The sequence below is a fragment of the Pseudoxanthomonas sp. genome (assembly GCF_035999195.1).
Lineage (GTDB): Bacteria > Pseudomonadota > Gammaproteobacteria > Xanthomonadales > Xanthomonadaceae > Pseudoxanthomonas_A.
Genome location: NZ_DASYGY010000009.1, coordinates 1,238,263 through 1,252,978, shown reverse-complemented (window position 1 = coordinate 1,252,978; position 14,716 = coordinate 1,238,263). Strand labels below are relative to the sequence as shown.

The window sequence follows — 14,716 nt, the reverse complement described above, 5'->3', positions numbered from 1 at the left end:
GCGCTCATGCCATCGGGTCGTACGCCGTGCCCGTGAGACCATCCTGCGCCGCAGGGCGGATCCATTCCCTTAGAATCGCGCCTCCACGCCAGGGAGAGGTCGGGCAAGGTCGCCCGGCCCGGGGCGTGGAGCGCATCACGACAAGAAAATGGGGAATCACAACATGAAGATGGATATCAGGACCGGCTGCGCCTGCGCAGCCCTGTTGGTCGCGTTGGCGTGGTCGGCCGATGCGGACGCTCAGCGCTCTCCGTGGTGGGAGCGGCAGAAGGCGGCGAGCGCCGAGTCGACCGGAGCTCCCGCCCAGCAGCAGGCCGCGGTGCCGGCCGCGCCGGCGCCGCAGTACACGGCCGCCGTGCAGCGGGACAAGATCGAGGGGCCGGCCTATACCTACGTGGAAGCGGGCGTCGGTCGCGTGGACGTGGATATTGGCGAGGTCGATGAACGCGTCAGCGGCGGCTACGTCCGGGGCTCGGTGGCCGTGGCCGACAACCTCTACGTGTTCGGTGGTCATGACCAGGTATCGGAAACCTGGAGCCTCGATGCGGAAAGGCTGAAGGCCACGATCGACCAGACCGAACTTGGCCTGGGAGCGAGCGTTTTCCTGTCGCCGCGCGCCGATTTCATCAGCGAGCTGTCGCTGGTGCGGCTGGGCGTCGAGCTGGATTACGACGATGCCGCCAGTGGCGACAGCCTGAGCGGCAGCGACCACGTGTATGCCGGCAAGCTGGTGCTGGGCATCCGTGCCCGGCCCGTGTCCGGCCTGGAGCTGTGGGCGAAAGCGGGCTACCTGCGCGTGGACGACAACCTGGTGGTCGACCATTCCATGGTCGGCAACCTGGGCCTCCAGTACCGGTTGACCCAGACATGGGGGCTGGTCGGTGAAGCCGAGTTCTACGAGGACGTGCGCTTCTATCGCCTGGGTGTGCGCGCCAGCTTCTGAGCGGGGCGCCTTCGCCTGTCTTCCTGATGGCCTGACCGGGACCGCGTGCGGTCCCGGTCTCGTTTCGGCCCCGTGGCTCCGGCCTAGTGCAGCAGGATCATCGTGGCCAATCCCAGGAAGCAGAAGAAGCCCATCACATCGGTCACCGCGGTGACGACGACGGTGCCGGCGACGGCGGGATCGATGTTCATGCGCTTGAGCAGCAGCGGCAGCAGCACGCCGGCGGTGGCGGCGGCGCAGAAATTGATGATCAGCGCGAGTGCGATGACCAGCGACAGCATCGGACTGCGGAACCACAGGAAGGCGATCAGCCCGACGATACCGCCGATCAGCAGGCCGTTGATCAGTGCCACGCGCAGTTCCTTCCACCACAGGATGCCGGCGTTGCTCGAGCCCACCTGGCCCAGCGCCAGGCCGCGCACCATCAGCGTCAGCACCTGCACCGCGGCGTTGCCGCCGATGCCGGCCACGATGGGCATCAGCACGGCCAGCGCGACGATCTTCTCCAGCGTCGCATCGAATTCCTTGATCACCGTCGCCGCCATGAACGCAGTGAACAGGTTGATGCCCAGCCATACCACCCGGCCGCGCACGGCGCGCTTGACCGGCGAGAACAGGTCCTCGTCCTCGTCCAGGCCGGCGGCGCCCAGCGCCTGGTGCTCGGCCTGCTCGCGGATGATGTCGACCACGTCGTCGATGGTGATGCGGCCGAGCAGGATGTTGTTGTCGTCCACCACGGGCGCGGACACCCAGTCGTGGTCGGAGAACTGGCGCGCGACTTCCTGCGCGCTCTCGCCCACGTCGATGGCCGGCTGCTCGTCGTCGATCAAGCGGTTGATCGGCGTGGTGTCCTCGTGCGTGACCAGCGCGGCCAGCGGCACGCGGCCGAGGTACTGGTGGCGGCGGCTGACCACGTACAGGTGGTCGGTGTGGTCGGGCAGTTCGCCGCGCAGGCGCAGGTAGCGCAGCACCACGTCGACGTTGACGTCGGCACGCACGGTGACCACGTCCGGGTTCATCAGGCGGCCGGCGGTGTCCTCCGCGTACGACAGCACCTGCTCCAGGCGCTCGCGGTTCTCGCGGTCCATCGACTTGAGGACTTCGTCGATGACGGTATCGGGCAGGTCTTCGACCAGGTCGGCGAGGTCGTCGATGTCGAGGTCCTCGACGGCGGCGACGATCTCGTCGGTGTCCATGTCCGCCAGCAGGCTCTCGCGCACCTCGTCGCCGACATGCACCAGCACCTCGCCGTCGTCTTCCGGATCGACCAGGCCCCAGACAACTTCGCGCTTGCCCGGCGGCAGCGATTCCAGCAGGTTGCCGATCTCCGCGGGCGACAAGGTGTTGACCAGCCGGCGCACGGGACCCAGCCGACCGCTGTCGAGCGCGTCGGAGAGCAGGCGCAGCTGGCGTGCGGTCTTGTCGTGGCGGATGGTCTCGACCATTCGGTACTCCGGAATGGGGCCGATCCGTCAGGCGGATGCGACCGGGGCATCAGGCGTTCATTGCGCCATTATCGCCCGGGCCGCGATTTATGGACACCCTGGGCAAGTGGCGTCAGGTGGGTTGCGGGATGCAACGTCCGGGGGATTGAATGTGGGAGCGACGTCAGTCGCGATAGCTCGCCGGGACAGCTTCATCGCGACTTACGTCACTCCCACATGAAGCTTCAGTGGCCTCACGCGGAGGCGGCCGCTTTCAACCATCGCTCGATGCCGGCACGGTCCCGCGCCTGCAGCAGCTTCTCGGTGCGCGCCTGCAGATCGGCGAGGTCGGCGTCGCGAATGGCCTTGCGTACTTCCAGCAAGGTGGCGGGGTGGAGGCTGAATTCCCGCAGGCCGAGCGCCAGCAGCATCGGTGCCAGCAGGGCATCGCCGGCGAGCTCGCCGCACATCGCCACCGGGACCCGGTGTTCGGCACCGGTGCGAATCACGTGCCGCAGCAGCCGCAGCACGCCGGGGTGCAGGGGCGAATACAGCTCGCCCAGCGCTTCGTTGTTGCGGTCCGCGGCCAGCAGATACTGCACCAGGTCGTTGGTGCCGATGGAGACGAAATCGACCACGTCGACGAAGGCGTACAGGGCGATGGCCGCTGCAGGCACTTCGATCATCGCGCCGAGCTCCAGCTGTGCCGCGACCTCGTGGCCCTGCTTGCGCAGCTGCAGGGCCGCGCGCTGCAGGCGGCGGCGGACCTCCAGCATTTCCTCGCGGCTGCTGACCATCGGCACCAGCACGCGGATCGGACCGTAGCTGGACGCGCGCAGGATGGCGCGCAACTGCGTGTCGAACACACCGGCATGCGCCAGCGACAGGCGCACGCCGCGCAGGCCCAGCGCCGGATTCTCTTCGTTGCTCACCGCCAGGCCGGCCCGGTCGGCCTTGTCGGCGCCCAGGTCGAGGGTGCGGATGGTGACCGGCCGCCCGCCCATCCCCAGCACCAGGTCGCGGTAGACCTGGAACTGCTCGTCCTCGCTGGGCAGCTCCCGCCGCTGCAGGAACAGGAACTCGGTGCGGTACAGACCCACGCCGGTGGCGCCGAGCGTATGCGCTTTCGCCACGTCCTCGAGCGATTCCGCATTCGCCCACAGGGCGATGTCGATGCCGTCGCGCGTGCGGCTGGGCTTGGAGCGCAGGCGCCCCAGCTCGCGCGCTTCGCGCGCGGCATCGCGCAGCCGCTCGCGGTAGCGGCGCAGGTCGTCCGGATCGGGGTTGACCACCACTTCGCCGGTGGCGCCGTCGACCAGCAGCACGTCGCCGTCGTTGATCTTCTGCAGCGCCTGCGCATTGCCCACCACCAGCGGCAGGTGCAGGCTGCGTGCGAGGATCGCGCTGTGCGACAGCGTGCTGCCGGCGGCGGTGACCACGCCCACCACGCCCTGCTGCTGCAGTTCCGCCAGCTCCGACGGTGCCACGTTGTCGCTGACCAGGATCTCGCCGGCCATGCCCGGCGCATCGGGCGCGCGCTGGTGCAGGTGCGCGTGGATGCGGCCGATCACATGGTCCAGGTCGTCCATGCGGCTTTTGAGGTAAGCATCGTCCATGCCGTCGAACACGGCGGCCAGCCGGTCGCGCTGCAGGCGCAGTGCATAGTCGGCCGAGTAGCGGCCGGTGCGGATCAATTCGTCCAGGCCGTGCAGCAACTCGGGGTCGTCGAGCAACAGCGCGTGCAGGTCGAGGAACTCGCCGACTTCCTTCGCCAGCGCGCCGTGCAGGCGCGTGCGCAGGCTGTGCATCTCGCGGCGGGTGGCATCGACCGCCTCGTGCAGACGGGCCACCTCGTCGTCGATCTGGTCTCCGCGGATCTGCTGCTCGGCGACCTCCAGCACATGCGGCAGACGGACCCGGGCGCGTCCCAGCGCGCTGCCGCGCGATGCCCCATGGCCCGGCAGCAGCGCCCTCATCGGGTCAGGCTTCCTCGTCGAATCGTCGCTCGAACAGCGAGACGACGTCCTGCATCGCAGCGGCTTCGTCCTCGCCGTCGATGCGCACGGTCACCGGCGTGCCCTGGCCGGCGGCCAGCAGCATGACGCCCATGATGCTCTTGGCGTTCACCTCGCGGCCCTTGGCCGCCAGCGTGGCGTTGCAGCGGAAACCGGACAGCGTCTGCACCAGCTTGGCGGTCGCCCGCGCATGCAGTCCGAGGCGGTTGGAAATGATGAGTTCGCGTTCAAGCATCGTCGTGGATGACTCCATTGCGTGCACCCGCCGCCGCCGTGGCGGGCAGGTCGTCCAGTCCCTGTTCCGGATAATTCATCACCCTCAGCACCATGGGCAGGCTGAGCGCCGAGACGCGGCGCACCGGCGTGCCCAGGCGCGCCAGCTTGCCGGCCAGGTTGCTGGGGCTGGCACCGTACAGGTCGGTCAGCACCAGCACCCCGTCGCCGCCATCGACGCGCCGCAACGCCGCAGACGCCTGCGGGAGCAGGGCATCCAGGTCGGCGTCGAACGGCACCTCGAAGGCTTCGGCCTTGAGGGGCAGTTGTCGCAGCAGCGCGGTGGCGACCGCCAGGATCGCCGCGCCCACGCCGGGATGAGTCACAAGAAGAATGCCACAGGCCATGTCGGAACGTTAACAGACGCGCATGACGGGCAGGAAGCGGCGCGGAGGGAACGGTAAGGATGCCCTGCGTTCCGGCCCGCCGGGTGGGGAGCGGGACCTGCCCGGCCGCCCCGATGGTCCGGGCCGTCATAACGCACGGGTCGGGCGGGACGGCGCGGGTCGGCGCGGTCAATCCAGTTCGCGGTGGAACGTGGCGACTTCTTCCCACCCCTGCTCGCGGGCGTGCCGCGCGAGGGTTTCGGCCAGGTAGACCGAGCGGTGCTTGCCGCCGGTGCAGCCGAAGGCGATGGTCACGTAGCTGCGGGTCTCGCCGCGCAGGCGCGGCAGCCAGGTATCGAGGAAGCCACTGACCTGGCCGACGTACTCGGCCACTTCCGGCTGGGCGTCGAGGAACTCGCGCACCTTGGGATCGCGCCCGGCATAGGGACGCAGCTCGGGGTTCCAGTGCGGGTTGGGCAGCACGCGGGCGTCGAAGACGAAGTCTGCGTCCGCCGGCACGCCACGCTTGTAGGCGAAGGACTCGAACAGCAGCGACAGCTGCGCGCTCTTGCTGAGGGCGAACTCGGCGATGATCCGGCGCCGCAGCTGGTGCACGTTGAGCTGGCTGGTGTCGATGATGACGTCGGCTTCGTCGCGCAGCGGCTGGATGATCTCGCGCTCGCGGCGGATCGCTTCCTGCAGCGACAGCCCGCCGTGCCCCAGCGGGTGGCGGCGGCGGGTATCCGAATAGCGTCGCAGCAGCACCTCGTCGGTGGCGTCGAAGAACACCACCCGTCCTTCCAGCCCCAGCTGCGCCAGCGCGGCGCGCCACTGCGCCAGTTTGGTCAGGTCGCTGTGGCGGCTGCGTGCGTCGATGCCCACCGCGATCTTCGGCGGCAGTTCGTCCTCGCGCACCAGGCTGCGCACGAACGAGGGCAGCAGGTCCACCGGCAGGTTATCGACGCAGTAGTAGTCCAGGTCCTCGAAGGTCTTCAGCGCCACCGACTTGCCCGAGCCGGACAGGCCGCTGACGATGACCACCGTCGGCGAGGCCGGCGCGGCGGTGCCGGCATCCTCGGGCAGGGCGGGAGGAACGGACTGCGTCATGGGGTGCTGCGCTCGAGCAGGTTACTGTGCCGGGCGATGAACATCGCCGCCGGGTCGATGCCCTTGGTGCGCAGGATGTGCAGGCGCGTGGCGGCTTCGGTCAGCACGGCCAAGTTGCGGCCGGGCATCACCGGCAGGGTGATCAGCGGCACGTCCAGATCCAGCACGTGACGCGTGCCGGAGTCGCCGGTGAGCCGCTCGTAGCCGTGCGGGTTGGGCTCGGTCATCGGCCGGGTCAGGTGCACGATCAGGCGCAGATACTTGTTCTTCTTCACCGCGGTGTCGCCGAACATCTCACGCACGTTGAGCACGCCCAGGCCGCGCACCTCCAGCAGATCCTGCAGCAGTTCCGGGCAGGTGCCGTCCAGCACGTCCGGGGCGATCTGGGTGAACTCGGGCGCGTCGTCGGCGACCAGACGGTGACCGCGGCTGAGCAGTTCCAGCGCCAGCTCGCTCTTGCCCGATCCCGCCTCGCCGGTGATCAGCACGCCGATCGAATAGATTTCCATGAAGACGCCGTGCAGCGTCACCCGCGGGGCCAGCGTGCGCGCGAGGTGGTAGGAGAGATGGTTCAGCAGTTCGTGGCCGCGCTTGGGCGAGGCCCACAGCGGCGTATCGTTCTCGTTCGCCGCCTCCCGCAGGTCCTCGGGACAGGACTGGCTCTTGCTGATCACCAGTGCCAGCGGCTTGGCCTGCACGATCTTCTCGATCGTCTCCCAGCGCTGGCGCGAGTCGAGCGAGTCCAGCCAGGTCAGTTCCTCGGTGCCGAGGATCTGCACCTTGTTCGGGTAGACCGCGTTGAGGTAACCGGCCAGCGACGGCCGTCGCGACACGGTGTCCCCGGATTCCAGCACGCGCTTCTCGCCTTTCTGCCCCGCCAGCCAGCGCAGCGCCAGCTTGTCCTTCTGCTGATCGAACAGTTCACGGGCGGTGATGCTGGTATTCATCATGCGGAGACAGCCGGCGGAAAGGGATGGCCGCGTCGGGCGGTGCGCGAGGGTCACGGGCCGACCGTCGACATCGTCCGCAAAGCGCGCGGCGACGCCAGTGTAATCGGCATGTCGGGGGGCATGCGATGGCCAGGCGCGGTCATCGCAGGCATGGATGGGCGTGCGGTCGGCCGCCCCGCGATGCGGGGCGGCCCGGTGCGGACGATGCGTCAGCCGATCAGTTCGCCGCGCATGCTGTGGCGCTGGACGTCGGTGCGCTTTTCCTTGTGCTTGACCAGCAGGCGATCGAGCTTGTCGGCCAGGATGTCGATGGCGGCGTACATGTCCGGCGCGCCGGCATCGGCATGCAGCGTACGGCCGGCGACCTTGACCGTGGCCTCGGCCAGGTAATCGGGTTTACGGGTACCCAGTTGCGTACGGACTTCGCAGGGTTGCTCGAAGTGGCGCTCCAACCGCTTCAGCTTGGTTTCGACGTATTCGCGCAGGGCGGGAGTGACTTCGATTTCATGACCGTAAGTCTCGATACGCATGTGTGCCTCCTTCGGGTCGGTAGAGCCGCGCGCGATGCGCGGTGGGCGTGTCATGGAATGACCACGCGGTAGCGTCTGGGTTCCGTCGATCTCCTGTGCCGGTGGCGATGGCAGGGGGTGCCTGCAGGACAAAGATGGACCCCTCCGCGGCAACTATCAACTGTCGCGGGCGTCTTTTTTTCGCGGTGCGGGAATGTGTTAGGAAAACGTTTCGCGCGGGCGGAACGCGATCACGATTCGACGGCCGCGCTGCCGGGGTTCAGGCGATGCGCACGCGTTCGTGCGAGGACAGGATGTTCAGGGCTTCGCGGTACTTGGCCACGGTGCGGCGTGCCACCGGAATGCCGGAGGCCTTCAGCAGGTCCGCCAGTTTCGCGTCGGACAGCGGCTTGCGTGGATTCTCGGCATCGACCAGTCGCCGGATCATCGCCTGGATCGCCGTGCTGGAGGCTTCGCCGCCGCCGTCGGTGTCGATGCCGGAGGCGAAGAACGCACGCATCGGCAGCGTGCCGCGCGGCGTGCGCACGTACTTGCGGGCGATCGCGCGCGACACCGTCGATTCGTGCAGGCCCACCTCTTCGGCGACATCGCGCAGGGTTAACGGACGCAGTGCCTGCTCGCCGAACTCGAGGAAGCCGGACTGCTGGTGCAGCAGGCAGCGCATCACCTTCAGCAGGGTGTCGCCGCGCGCCTCCACGCTCTTGAGCAGCCAGCGGGCTTCCTGCAGTTGCGCCTTGAGGTAGCCGGCGTCGCTGTCGCCGCACTGGCGGATCATCTGCTCGTAACCGCGATGGATGCTGATGCGCGGCAGGGTGTTGCCGGACAGCGCGGCGCGCCAGACGCCGCGCTGGCGCCAGACCACGCAGTCCGGCACCACGTAGGTGTCGTGGGAAAGATCGCCCACCTGGGCGCCGGGTTTGGGGTCGAGGGTGCGCAGCAGGTGCACGGCTTCCTCGACCTCGGCGACCGGGCGCTTCAGCTCCTGCGCGATGCCGGCCACGCCGCTGCGCGGCAGGCGTTCCAGCGCGGTGTCGGCGATCTGCAGTGCCAGCGCCTTGCCGGGCGTGTCGTCGCTGAGCACCGCCAGCTGCAGGTGCAGGCATTCGCCGAGCGTACGTGCGGCCACGCCGACCGGGTCGAAGCGCTGCAACTGGTGCAGCACGACCAGTACTTCGTCCTCATGCGCCTCGATGTCCGGACGCAACGCCTGGACGATGCCGGACAGCGGCTCGCGCAGATAGCCGTCGTCTTCCAGCGCGTCGATCAGCGTGGCGCCGATGCGGCGGTCGCGCTCGGAGAGATGGGAGAGGTGGAGCTGCCACAGCAGGTGGCCATGCAGCGTGTCGGCTTCGGCCACTCGCTCGGCCGGACTGCCGCCGTCGTCGTCGTCGAAGGAGCCGCCGCCGCCGGACGATGTCCAGGGGCCTTCGTCGGGCGACCAGTCGTCGCGTTCGTCGTCGGTCTCGCGCGCGATCTCCTGCGCCGGTTCGGCGGGAGGCTGGTCGTCGTCGTTGCCGCGGACCTGGGCCGGTTCTTCTTCTGGCTCGCTCCAGTCCAGCAGCGGATTGGTCTCCACCGCTTCGGTCAGCTCGATCTCGAGTTCGGCGGTGGACATCTGCAGCAGCCGGATGGCCTGACGCAACTGCGGCGTCATGACCAACTGCTGTCCCAGCGATGTCTGCAGGCGTGGCTTCATTCCCGACCTTGGAAACCCGAAAGGCGGCCTGGGGCCGCCGACGGGATCACAGGCGGAAGGTTTCGCCCAGATAGACCCGGCGTACGTCCGGATTGGCCAGCAACGCGTCCGGGGCCCCCTGCGCCAGAACGCTACCGGCATTGAGGATATACGCCCGGTCGCAGATTCCCAAGGTTTCGCGCACATTGTGGTCGGTGATCAGCACGCCGATGCCGCGATCCTTGAGGTGCTTCACGATCCGCTGGATCTCGCCGACCGAAATGGGATCGACGCCGGCGAAGGGTTCGTCCAGCAGCATCAGCCGAGGGCGGGCCGCGAGGGCGCGGGCGATTTCCACGCGGCGGCGCTCGCCGCCCGACAGGCTGGCCCCCAACTGGTCGGCCACGTGGGTGACCTGCAGTTCGTCCAGCAGCGAGACCAGTTCGCGCTCGATGCCGGCGCTGTCCAGGTCTTCGCGCAGTTCCAGCACCAGTCGGATGTTGTCGGCCACGCTGAGCTTGCGGAACACCGACGGCTCCTGCGGCAGGTAGCCCACGCCGAGCTTGGCGCGCTGGTACATGGGCTGCGCGGTGATGTCCTGGCCGTCCAGTTCGATGCTGCCGGCGTCGGCGGCCACCAGGCCGACGATCATGTAGAAGCAGGTGGTCTTGCCGGCGCCGTTCGGACCCAGCAGGCCGACCACTTCGCCCGGCTGCAGGGTCAGGCCGAAGTCGGCGACGACTTCGCGCTGCCTGTAGCGCTTGCGCAGTCCCTTGGCGGTGAGCATCAGTTCTTGCCCTGCGCGGGTGCCGCCGCCTTGGGCTGGATCACGGTGCGCACGCGCGTACCGTCGCCGCCGCTCTGCATGTTGCCACTCGCGGTGTTGTAGACCATGCGCTGGCCGCTGTTGGAGCCGCGCTCGGATTTCACCGTGTAGTTGCCGATGAAGGTGATGGTCTCGGTCTTCATGTCGTATTCGACACGGTCGGCCTGCGCGTCCATCCACGTGCCGTCGTCCATCTGCTGCTTCATCTTCACCTGCTTGCCGGTGAAGACCGAACGCGAGATTTCGCCGTTGGCCATGTAGATTTCGGCCGCTGCCGACTGGATCTCCAGCGTGCCCTGGGTCACCACCACGCCGCCGCCGAGCACGGTCTTGCCGTTGCCTTCCATGTTGCCGGACTGGCTGCCCGAATCGATGGTCATGGCCTGGTTGCGGTCGGTGGACTTGGCCACGGCACCGGCGGCGGGCAGCAGGAACAGCAGCGCGGCGCTAGCGAGCAGAACGTGGTTCATAGATGGATCTCACCTGGGATTTGAATGTGTATTCCTTGGTCTTGAGGTTGGTCTCAAAACCGCGCCCGCTCAGTCTAGAGCCGGGTTGCGTGACCGTCACCACGTCGTCGGTCTGGGCCAGGTCGCGGTCCGGGAACACGTTGAGCGTGTCGGTACGGAACTCGGCCTGGCGGGTGCCGCCGGCCGGCGAGGTGCCATGCACGTCGCCCTTCAGGCGCAGTTCTTCGCCCTTGGCGCTGAGCCAGCCGGTCTTTGAACGCAGTTCCCACGATCGGCCATCCTCTTCGGGTAGCAGGAACAGCGGCGTGGTGATGGTGTAGGTCTGGTCCTGCGGGTTGCGCGCCATCTCCGGTGCGCGCACGGCGACGGCCTCCTCGCCCTCGCCGTTCAGCGCGATCATCTCGAAATCGCGCATCACGTAGTCGGACCGGTCGGCCAGCACGCGGTTGGGCGGGGGAACGTCGCGGTTCTTCCAGGCCGACCAGCCGCTGACGATGGCGGCCAGCAACAGCACCAGGCCCAGTGTGGTACGCCAGCTCATGCCGTGCCTCCCTCGAACGCGGGGGCGTGTCCCTGCGTGCCGAGCAGCAGGTCGCAGGCTTCGCGCGCGGCACCCTGGCCACCCGCGCGGCGGGTGCGCCAGTGCGCGTGCCGCGCGGTCCACGGGTGCGCATCGGCGGGCGCGATGGCCAGGCCCACGGCGCGGAACGGCGGCACGTCCGGCAGGTCGTCGCCCATGAAGGCGACCTGATCCGGCCCGATACCCAGCCCGGCCGCGAGTTCCTGCACCTTGGCCAGCTTGTCCTTGACGCCGGTGAAGACCTGCACGCCCAGCTCACGGCCGCGCGCCACCGCGACGGTACCGCCGCGGGCGGTGATGAAGGCGACTTCGATGCCGGCACGCTTCAGCAACACCAGGCCCTGGCCGTCCTGCACATGGAATGCTTTCTGTTCGCGGCCCTCGCTGTCCAGGAACAGGCGGCCATCGGTCAGCGTGCCGTCCACGTCGAAGCACGCCAGCCGGATGCGCGCGGCACGGGCCAGCACGTCGTCGGTCAGGTCGTGGAGATGGCGGAGCGGCATGATCGGAAGAGGCTCGTCGTGAAGGGAGGGTACGGTGGCAACCCTGCGGGTTACACCACGCGGGCACGCAACAGGTCGTGAATGTTGAGCGCGCCGACGGGGCGCAGTTCATCGTCCACCACGATCAGGCCGCTGATCTTGTGGGTTTCCATCAGGCGTGCGGCCTCGACGGCAAGTTGGTCGGCACCGATGGTCTTGGGCGCACGCGTCATCACGTCGGCGATGCGCGCGCTGCGCACGTCCAGCGCGGGATTGTCGAGCGTTCGACGGAGGTCGCCGTCGGTGAACAGCCCGGCCAAGCGGCCATCGCCATCGACCACGGCGGTCATGCCCAGTCGCTTGCGGCTCATCTCCATCAGCGCCTCGCTGAGCGTGGCGGTATCGGCCACACGCGGCACGTCGTCGCCGGCATGCATCACGTCGGTGATGTGCAGCAGCAGGCGGCGGCCGAGGCTGCCGGCCGGGTGCGAACGGGCGAAGTCGTCGGCGGTGAACCCGCGCGCATCCAGCAGCGCCACGGCCAGCGCGTCGCCCATCGCGAGCGAGGCGGTGGTGCTGCTGGTCGGCGCCAGGTCCAGCGGGCAGGCCTCGGCGGGCACGCTGACGTCCAGGTGCAGGTCGCTTTCGCGCGCCAGGGTGGACTGTGGCCGACCGGTCATGCCGATGACCAAGTTGCCCTGGCGCTTGAGCACCGGCAGCAGCATCAGCACTTCGTCGGATTCGCCCGAATACGACAGCGCCAGCACCACGTCGGCATCGGTGATCATGCCCAGGTCGCCATGCCCGGCCTCGCCGGGGTGCACATAGAACGCAGGCGTGCCCGTGGAGGCGAGGGTGGCGGCGATCTTGCGCGCCACGTGCCCGGACTTGCCCATGCCGGTGCAGACCACGCGGCCGCGGCCAGCCAGGATGGCCCGGCACGCGGCGGCGAAGGCGCCGTCGATACGGGCGGCAAGCGCATCCAGCGCGCGCGCCTCGATCTCGATGACCCGACGGCCGCTGGCCGCCAGGCTGGCAGGCGAGACGGACGGGGTCAGGGGATGCGGCTGGGACATGCGGACGGGGCGCCGGCGGGTAGAATGGCCGGGTATTTTATTAGGAAAGCCCGTTGGACGCCGAAACCATCCGTAAACTGATCGAATCCGGCCTGCCGGGCGCCCGCGCCGACGTGCAGGGCGATGATGGCGTCCACTTCGAGGCGACCGTCGTGGCCGAGGCCTTCCGCGGCAAGCTGCCGCTGGCCAGGCACCGCATGGTCTACGCCACACTGGGCGACCTGATGGGCGGGGCGATCCATGCGCTGCAGCTGAAGACCGTCACCCCCGATGAAGCTGGGGCTCGGGAATAGGGAGTCCGGATTCGGGATTCGGGAAGCAGCCACAACAGCGGTTCCCCCAAGCCCTTCCTCTCCCCGCCCGGCATCCGCTCCTGCGAATCCCCATTCCCGACTCCCCAATCCCGGCCCCTCATGCAGAAGATCATCGTCACCGGTGGCAACACGCTCAACGGCGAAGTCACCATTTCCGGCGCCAAGAACGCCGTGCTCCCCATCCTGTGCGCGACGCTGCTGGCGGATGCGCCGGTGGAGATCACCAACGTGCCGCACCTGCACGACGTGGTCACCACCGTGAAGCTGCTGGGCGAGCTGGGCGCGGGCATCACCATCGATGAGGGCACGCTGGCGAAGGGGCGCGGCATCACCGTCGATCCCACTACCGTCAGCCGCTTCGTCGCGCCGTACGAACTGGTCAAGACCATGCGCGCGTCGATCCTGGTGCTCGGTCCGCTGGTCGCACGCCACGGCGCCGCGGTGGTATCGCTGCCCGGCGGCTGCGCGATCGGTTCGCGTCCGGTCGACCAGCACATCAAGGGCCTGCAGGCGCTGGGTGCGGAGATCACCGTCGAGAACGGCTACATCAAGGCGCGCGCTGCGCGGTTGAAGGGGGCGCGTTTCGTGTTCGACATGGTCACCGTGACCGGCACCGAGAACGTCATGGCCGCCGCCACGCTCGCCGAAGGCACCACCGTGCTGGAAAACGCGGCGATGGAGCCGGAGGTCACCGACCTGGCCGAATGCCTCAACGCGCTGGGCGCGAAGATCGAAGGCGCCGGTACCTCGCGCATCACCATCCACGGCGTCGAGCGCCTCGGCGGCGGCCGTCATTCCGTGGTGCCGGATCGTATCGAGACCGGCACGTTCCTCGTCGCGGCGGCGATGACCGGCGGCAAGGTCACCGCGCGCAACGCACGTCCCGACACGCTTGAGGCCGTACTCGACAAGCTCACCGAAGCCGGTGCGAAGATCGAGGCCACCGCCGACAGCATCACCCTGGACATGCAGGGCAAGCGTCCGAAAGCGGTCAGCCTGACCACCGCGCCTTATCCGGCGTTCCCCACCGACATGCAGGCGCAGTTCATGGCGTTGAACTGCGTGGCGGAGGGCGTGGGCGTGATCAACGAGACGATCTTCGAAAACCGCTTCATGCACGTCAACGAGTTGTTGCGCCTGGGTGCCGACATCCGCGTGGAAGGCCACACCGCCATCGTACGCGGCGTCGAGAAGCTGGGGGGCGCGCCGGTGATGGCGACCGACCTGCGCGCCTCGGCGTCGCTGATCCTGGCCGGCCTGGTGGCCGACGGTGAAACCACCATCGACCGCATCTACCACCTCGACCGCGGCTACGAGAACATCGAAGAGAAGCTGGGCGGCCTGGGCGCCAAGATCAGGCGCGTCCCGTGAGCCGGCACGATCCGAAGCTCTCCGGGATCCGTTCGCGTTTCCCGCTGCGCCGCAAGATCCTGCTGGGCATCGTCGTGGGGCTGCTGGCGCTGGTGGCGTGGCTGCATTACACCGGTTCGGCGGCGACGCACGGCATTACCACGCAGGACATGGACTGGAACGGCGACGGCACGGTGACGCAGGGCGAAATCGCGCAGGCCGTGTTCACCGTGGTGGTGGAGCAGAAGCAGGACGGCAAGCGGCAGTGCAACACCTTCGCCTGGCGCAATGGCAGCGGCACGCTGCGGATGGACTGCAAGACGGTGTTCCAGGCCGACGCGCCCGCCGCGGAGTAAAGAAAAAGCCCGGCATTGC

17 protein-coding genes are annotated in these 14,716 nt (G+C 68.4%); 4 read left to right on the top strand and 13 right to left on the bottom strand.

What is annotated here, in order from left to right:
- The first annotated feature begins 163 nt into the window (after positions 1-163).
- Positions 164-943: a hypothetical protein gene (locus tag VGN58_RS12960; RefSeq protein ID WP_327483617.1), complete on the top strand. Its 780-nt coding sequence runs from the start codon at positions 164-166 to the stop codon at positions 941-943.
- 83 nt (positions 944-1,026) lie between these two features.
- Here the strand turns inward: VGN58_RS12960 and mgtE are convergent, their stop codons facing one another.
- The 13 genes from mgtE to VGN58_RS12895 form a co-directional block, all read right to left on the bottom strand.
- Positions 1,027-2,388, bottom strand: coding sequence for a magnesium transporter (gene mgtE, locus VGN58_RS12955; RefSeq protein ID WP_327483616.1), 1,362 nt, complete (start codon positions 2,386-2,388; stop codon positions 1,027-1,029).
- Between the two features lie 233 nt (positions 2,389-2,621).
- The gene (gene ptsP / locus VGN58_RS12950) at positions 2,622-4,343 is read right to left on the bottom strand and encodes a phosphoenolpyruvate--protein phosphotransferase (RefSeq protein WP_327483615.1); all 1,722 of its coding nucleotides are present in this window, start codon (positions 4,341-4,343) and stop codon (positions 2,622-2,624) included.
- Positions 4,344-4,347: 4 nt separating this feature from the next.
- Positions 4,348-4,617 (bottom strand): HPr family phosphocarrier protein, encoded by a 270-nt coding sequence (locus tag VGN58_RS12945; RefSeq protein WP_327483614.1) that lies wholly within the window; start codon positions 4,615-4,617, stop codon positions 4,348-4,350.
- Complete coding sequence (locus VGN58_RS12940; protein WP_327483613.1) at positions 4,610-5,002, bottom strand: PTS fructose IIA subunit family protein; 393 nt, start codon at positions 5,000-5,002, stop codon at positions 4,610-4,612. Before VGN58_RS12940 ends, VGN58_RS12945 begins: the two co-directional genes overlap by 8 nt.
- Positions 5,003-5,170: 168 nt before the next feature.
- Positions 5,171-6,088, bottom strand: a complete 918-nt coding sequence (gene rapZ, locus VGN58_RS12935) for an RNase adapter RapZ (protein ID WP_327483612.1) — start codon at positions 6,086-6,088, stop codon at positions 5,171-5,173.
- A complete protein-coding gene (hprK, locus tag VGN58_RS12930) occupies positions 6,085-7,035 on the bottom strand; it encodes an HPr(Ser) kinase/phosphatase (protein WP_055940856.1) in 951 nt (316 codons plus the stop codon). The genes rapZ and hprK overlap by 4 nt, the downstream gene beginning before the upstream one ends.
- 212 nt (positions 7,036-7,247) lie before the next feature.
- On the bottom strand, positions 7,248-7,568 hold the full coding sequence (gene hpf / locus VGN58_RS12925) for a ribosome hibernation-promoting factor, HPF/YfiA family (protein WP_327483611.1): 321 nt from the start codon (positions 7,566-7,568) through the stop codon (positions 7,248-7,250).
- 259 nt (positions 7,569-7,827) lie between these two features.
- Positions 7,828-9,264 (bottom strand): RNA polymerase factor sigma-54, encoded by a 1,437-nt coding sequence (locus tag VGN58_RS12920; RefSeq protein ID WP_327483610.1) that lies wholly within the window; start codon positions 9,262-9,264, stop codon positions 7,828-7,830.
- Positions 9,265-9,310: 46 nt separating this feature from the next.
- On the bottom strand, positions 9,311-10,030 hold the full coding sequence (gene lptB / locus VGN58_RS12915; RefSeq protein ID WP_327483609.1) for an LPS export ABC transporter ATP-binding protein: 720 nt from the start codon (positions 10,028-10,030) through the stop codon (positions 9,311-9,313).
- Positions 10,030-10,539 carry a lipopolysaccharide transport periplasmic protein LptA gene (lptA, locus tag VGN58_RS12910; protein ID WP_327483608.1) on the bottom strand — a complete coding sequence of 170 codons (510 nt, stop codon included), beginning with the start codon at positions 10,537-10,539 and terminating at the stop codon, positions 10,030-10,032. Before lptA ends, lptB begins: the two co-directional genes overlap by 1 nt.
- Positions 10,517-11,080, bottom strand: a complete 564-nt coding sequence (gene lptC, locus VGN58_RS12905; protein ID WP_327483607.1) for an LPS export ABC transporter periplasmic protein LptC — start codon at positions 11,078-11,080, stop codon at positions 10,517-10,519. The genes lptA and lptC overlap by 23 nt, the downstream gene beginning before the upstream one ends.
- Complete coding sequence (locus tag VGN58_RS12900; protein ID WP_327483606.1) at positions 11,077-11,622, bottom strand: KdsC family phosphatase; 546 nt, start codon at positions 11,620-11,622, stop codon at positions 11,077-11,079. The genes lptC and VGN58_RS12900 overlap by 4 nt, the downstream gene beginning before the upstream one ends.
- Before the next feature lie 50 nt (positions 11,623-11,672).
- The gene (locus VGN58_RS12895) at positions 11,673-12,677 is read right to left on the bottom strand and encodes a KpsF/GutQ family sugar-phosphate isomerase (protein WP_327483605.1); all 1,005 of its coding nucleotides are present in this window, start codon (positions 12,675-12,677) and stop codon (positions 11,673-11,675) included.
- A gap of 53 nt (positions 12,678-12,730) precedes the next feature.
- Here VGN58_RS12895 and VGN58_RS12890 point away from each other — a divergent pair, with 53 nt between their 5' ends.
- The 3 genes from VGN58_RS12890 to VGN58_RS12880 all read left to right on the top strand — a co-directional run bounded on the left by VGN58_RS12890 (position 12,731) and on the right by VGN58_RS12880 (position 14,697).
- Positions 12,731-12,970 (top strand): BolA family protein, encoded by a 240-nt coding sequence (locus VGN58_RS12890; protein ID WP_327483604.1) that lies wholly within the window; start codon positions 12,731-12,733, stop codon positions 12,968-12,970.
- 120 nt (positions 12,971-13,090) lie between these two features.
- Positions 13,091-14,362: a UDP-N-acetylglucosamine 1-carboxyvinyltransferase gene (gene murA, locus VGN58_RS12885; RefSeq protein WP_327483603.1), complete on the top strand. Its 1,272-nt coding sequence runs from the start codon at positions 13,091-13,093 to the stop codon at positions 14,360-14,362.
- Positions 14,359-14,697: an EF-hand domain-containing protein gene (locus VGN58_RS12880; protein WP_327483602.1), complete on the top strand. Its 339-nt coding sequence runs from the start codon at positions 14,359-14,361 to the stop codon at positions 14,695-14,697. Before murA ends, VGN58_RS12880 begins: the two co-directional genes overlap by 4 nt.
- Positions 14,698-14,716 lie beyond the last annotated feature (19 nt).

Coding starts and splice junctions, on each gene's coding strand:
- VGN58_RS12895 (WP_327483605.1), bottom strand. CDS start 12,677: ATGTCCCAGCCGCATCCCCTGACCCCGTCCGTCTCGCCTGCCAGCCTG.
- hprK (WP_055940856.1), bottom strand. CDS start 7,035: ATGAATACCAGCATCACCGCCCGTGAACTGTTCGATCAGCAGAAGGAC.
- VGN58_RS12945 (WP_327483614.1), bottom strand. CDS start 4,617: ATGCTTGAACGCGAACTCATCATTTCCAACCGCCTCGGACTGCATGCG.
- rapZ (WP_327483612.1), bottom strand. CDS start 6,088: ATGACGCAGTCCGTTCCTCCCGCCCTGCCCGAGGATGCCGGCACCGCC.
- lptB (WP_327483609.1), bottom strand. CDS start 10,030: ATGCTCACCGCCAAGGGACTGCGCAAGCGCTACAGGCAGCGCGAAGTC.
- hpf (WP_327483611.1), bottom strand. CDS start 7,568: ATGCGTATCGAGACTTACGGTCATGAAATCGAAGTCACTCCCGCCCTG.
- lptA (WP_327483608.1), bottom strand. CDS start 10,539: ATGAACCACGTTCTGCTCGCTAGCGCCGCGCTGCTGTTCCTGCTGCCC.
- mgtE (WP_327483616.1), bottom strand. CDS start 2,388: ATGGTCGAGACCATCCGCCACGACAAGACCGCACGCCAGCTGCGCCTG.
- VGN58_RS12940 (WP_327483613.1), bottom strand. CDS start 5,002: ATGGCCTGTGGCATTCTTCTTGTGACTCATCCCGGCGTGGGCGCGGCG.
- VGN58_RS12960 (WP_327483617.1), top strand. CDS start 164: ATGAAGATGGATATCAGGACCGGCTGCGCCTGCGCAGCCCTGTTGGTC.
- murA (WP_327483603.1), top strand. CDS start 13,091: ATGCAGAAGATCATCGTCACCGGTGGCAACACGCTCAACGGCGAAGTC.
- ptsP (WP_327483615.1), bottom strand. CDS start 4,343: ATGAGGGCGCTGCTGCCGGGCCATGGGGCATCGCGCGGCAGCGCGCTG.
- lptC (WP_327483607.1), bottom strand. CDS start 11,080: ATGAGCTGGCGTACCACACTGGGCCTGGTGCTGTTGCTGGCCGCCATC.
- VGN58_RS12920 (WP_327483610.1), bottom strand. CDS start 9,264: ATGAAGCCACGCCTGCAGACATCGCTGGGACAGCAGTTGGTCATGACG.
- VGN58_RS12900 (WP_327483606.1), bottom strand. CDS start 11,622: ATGCCGCTCCGCCATCTCCACGACCTGACCGACGACGTGCTGGCCCGT.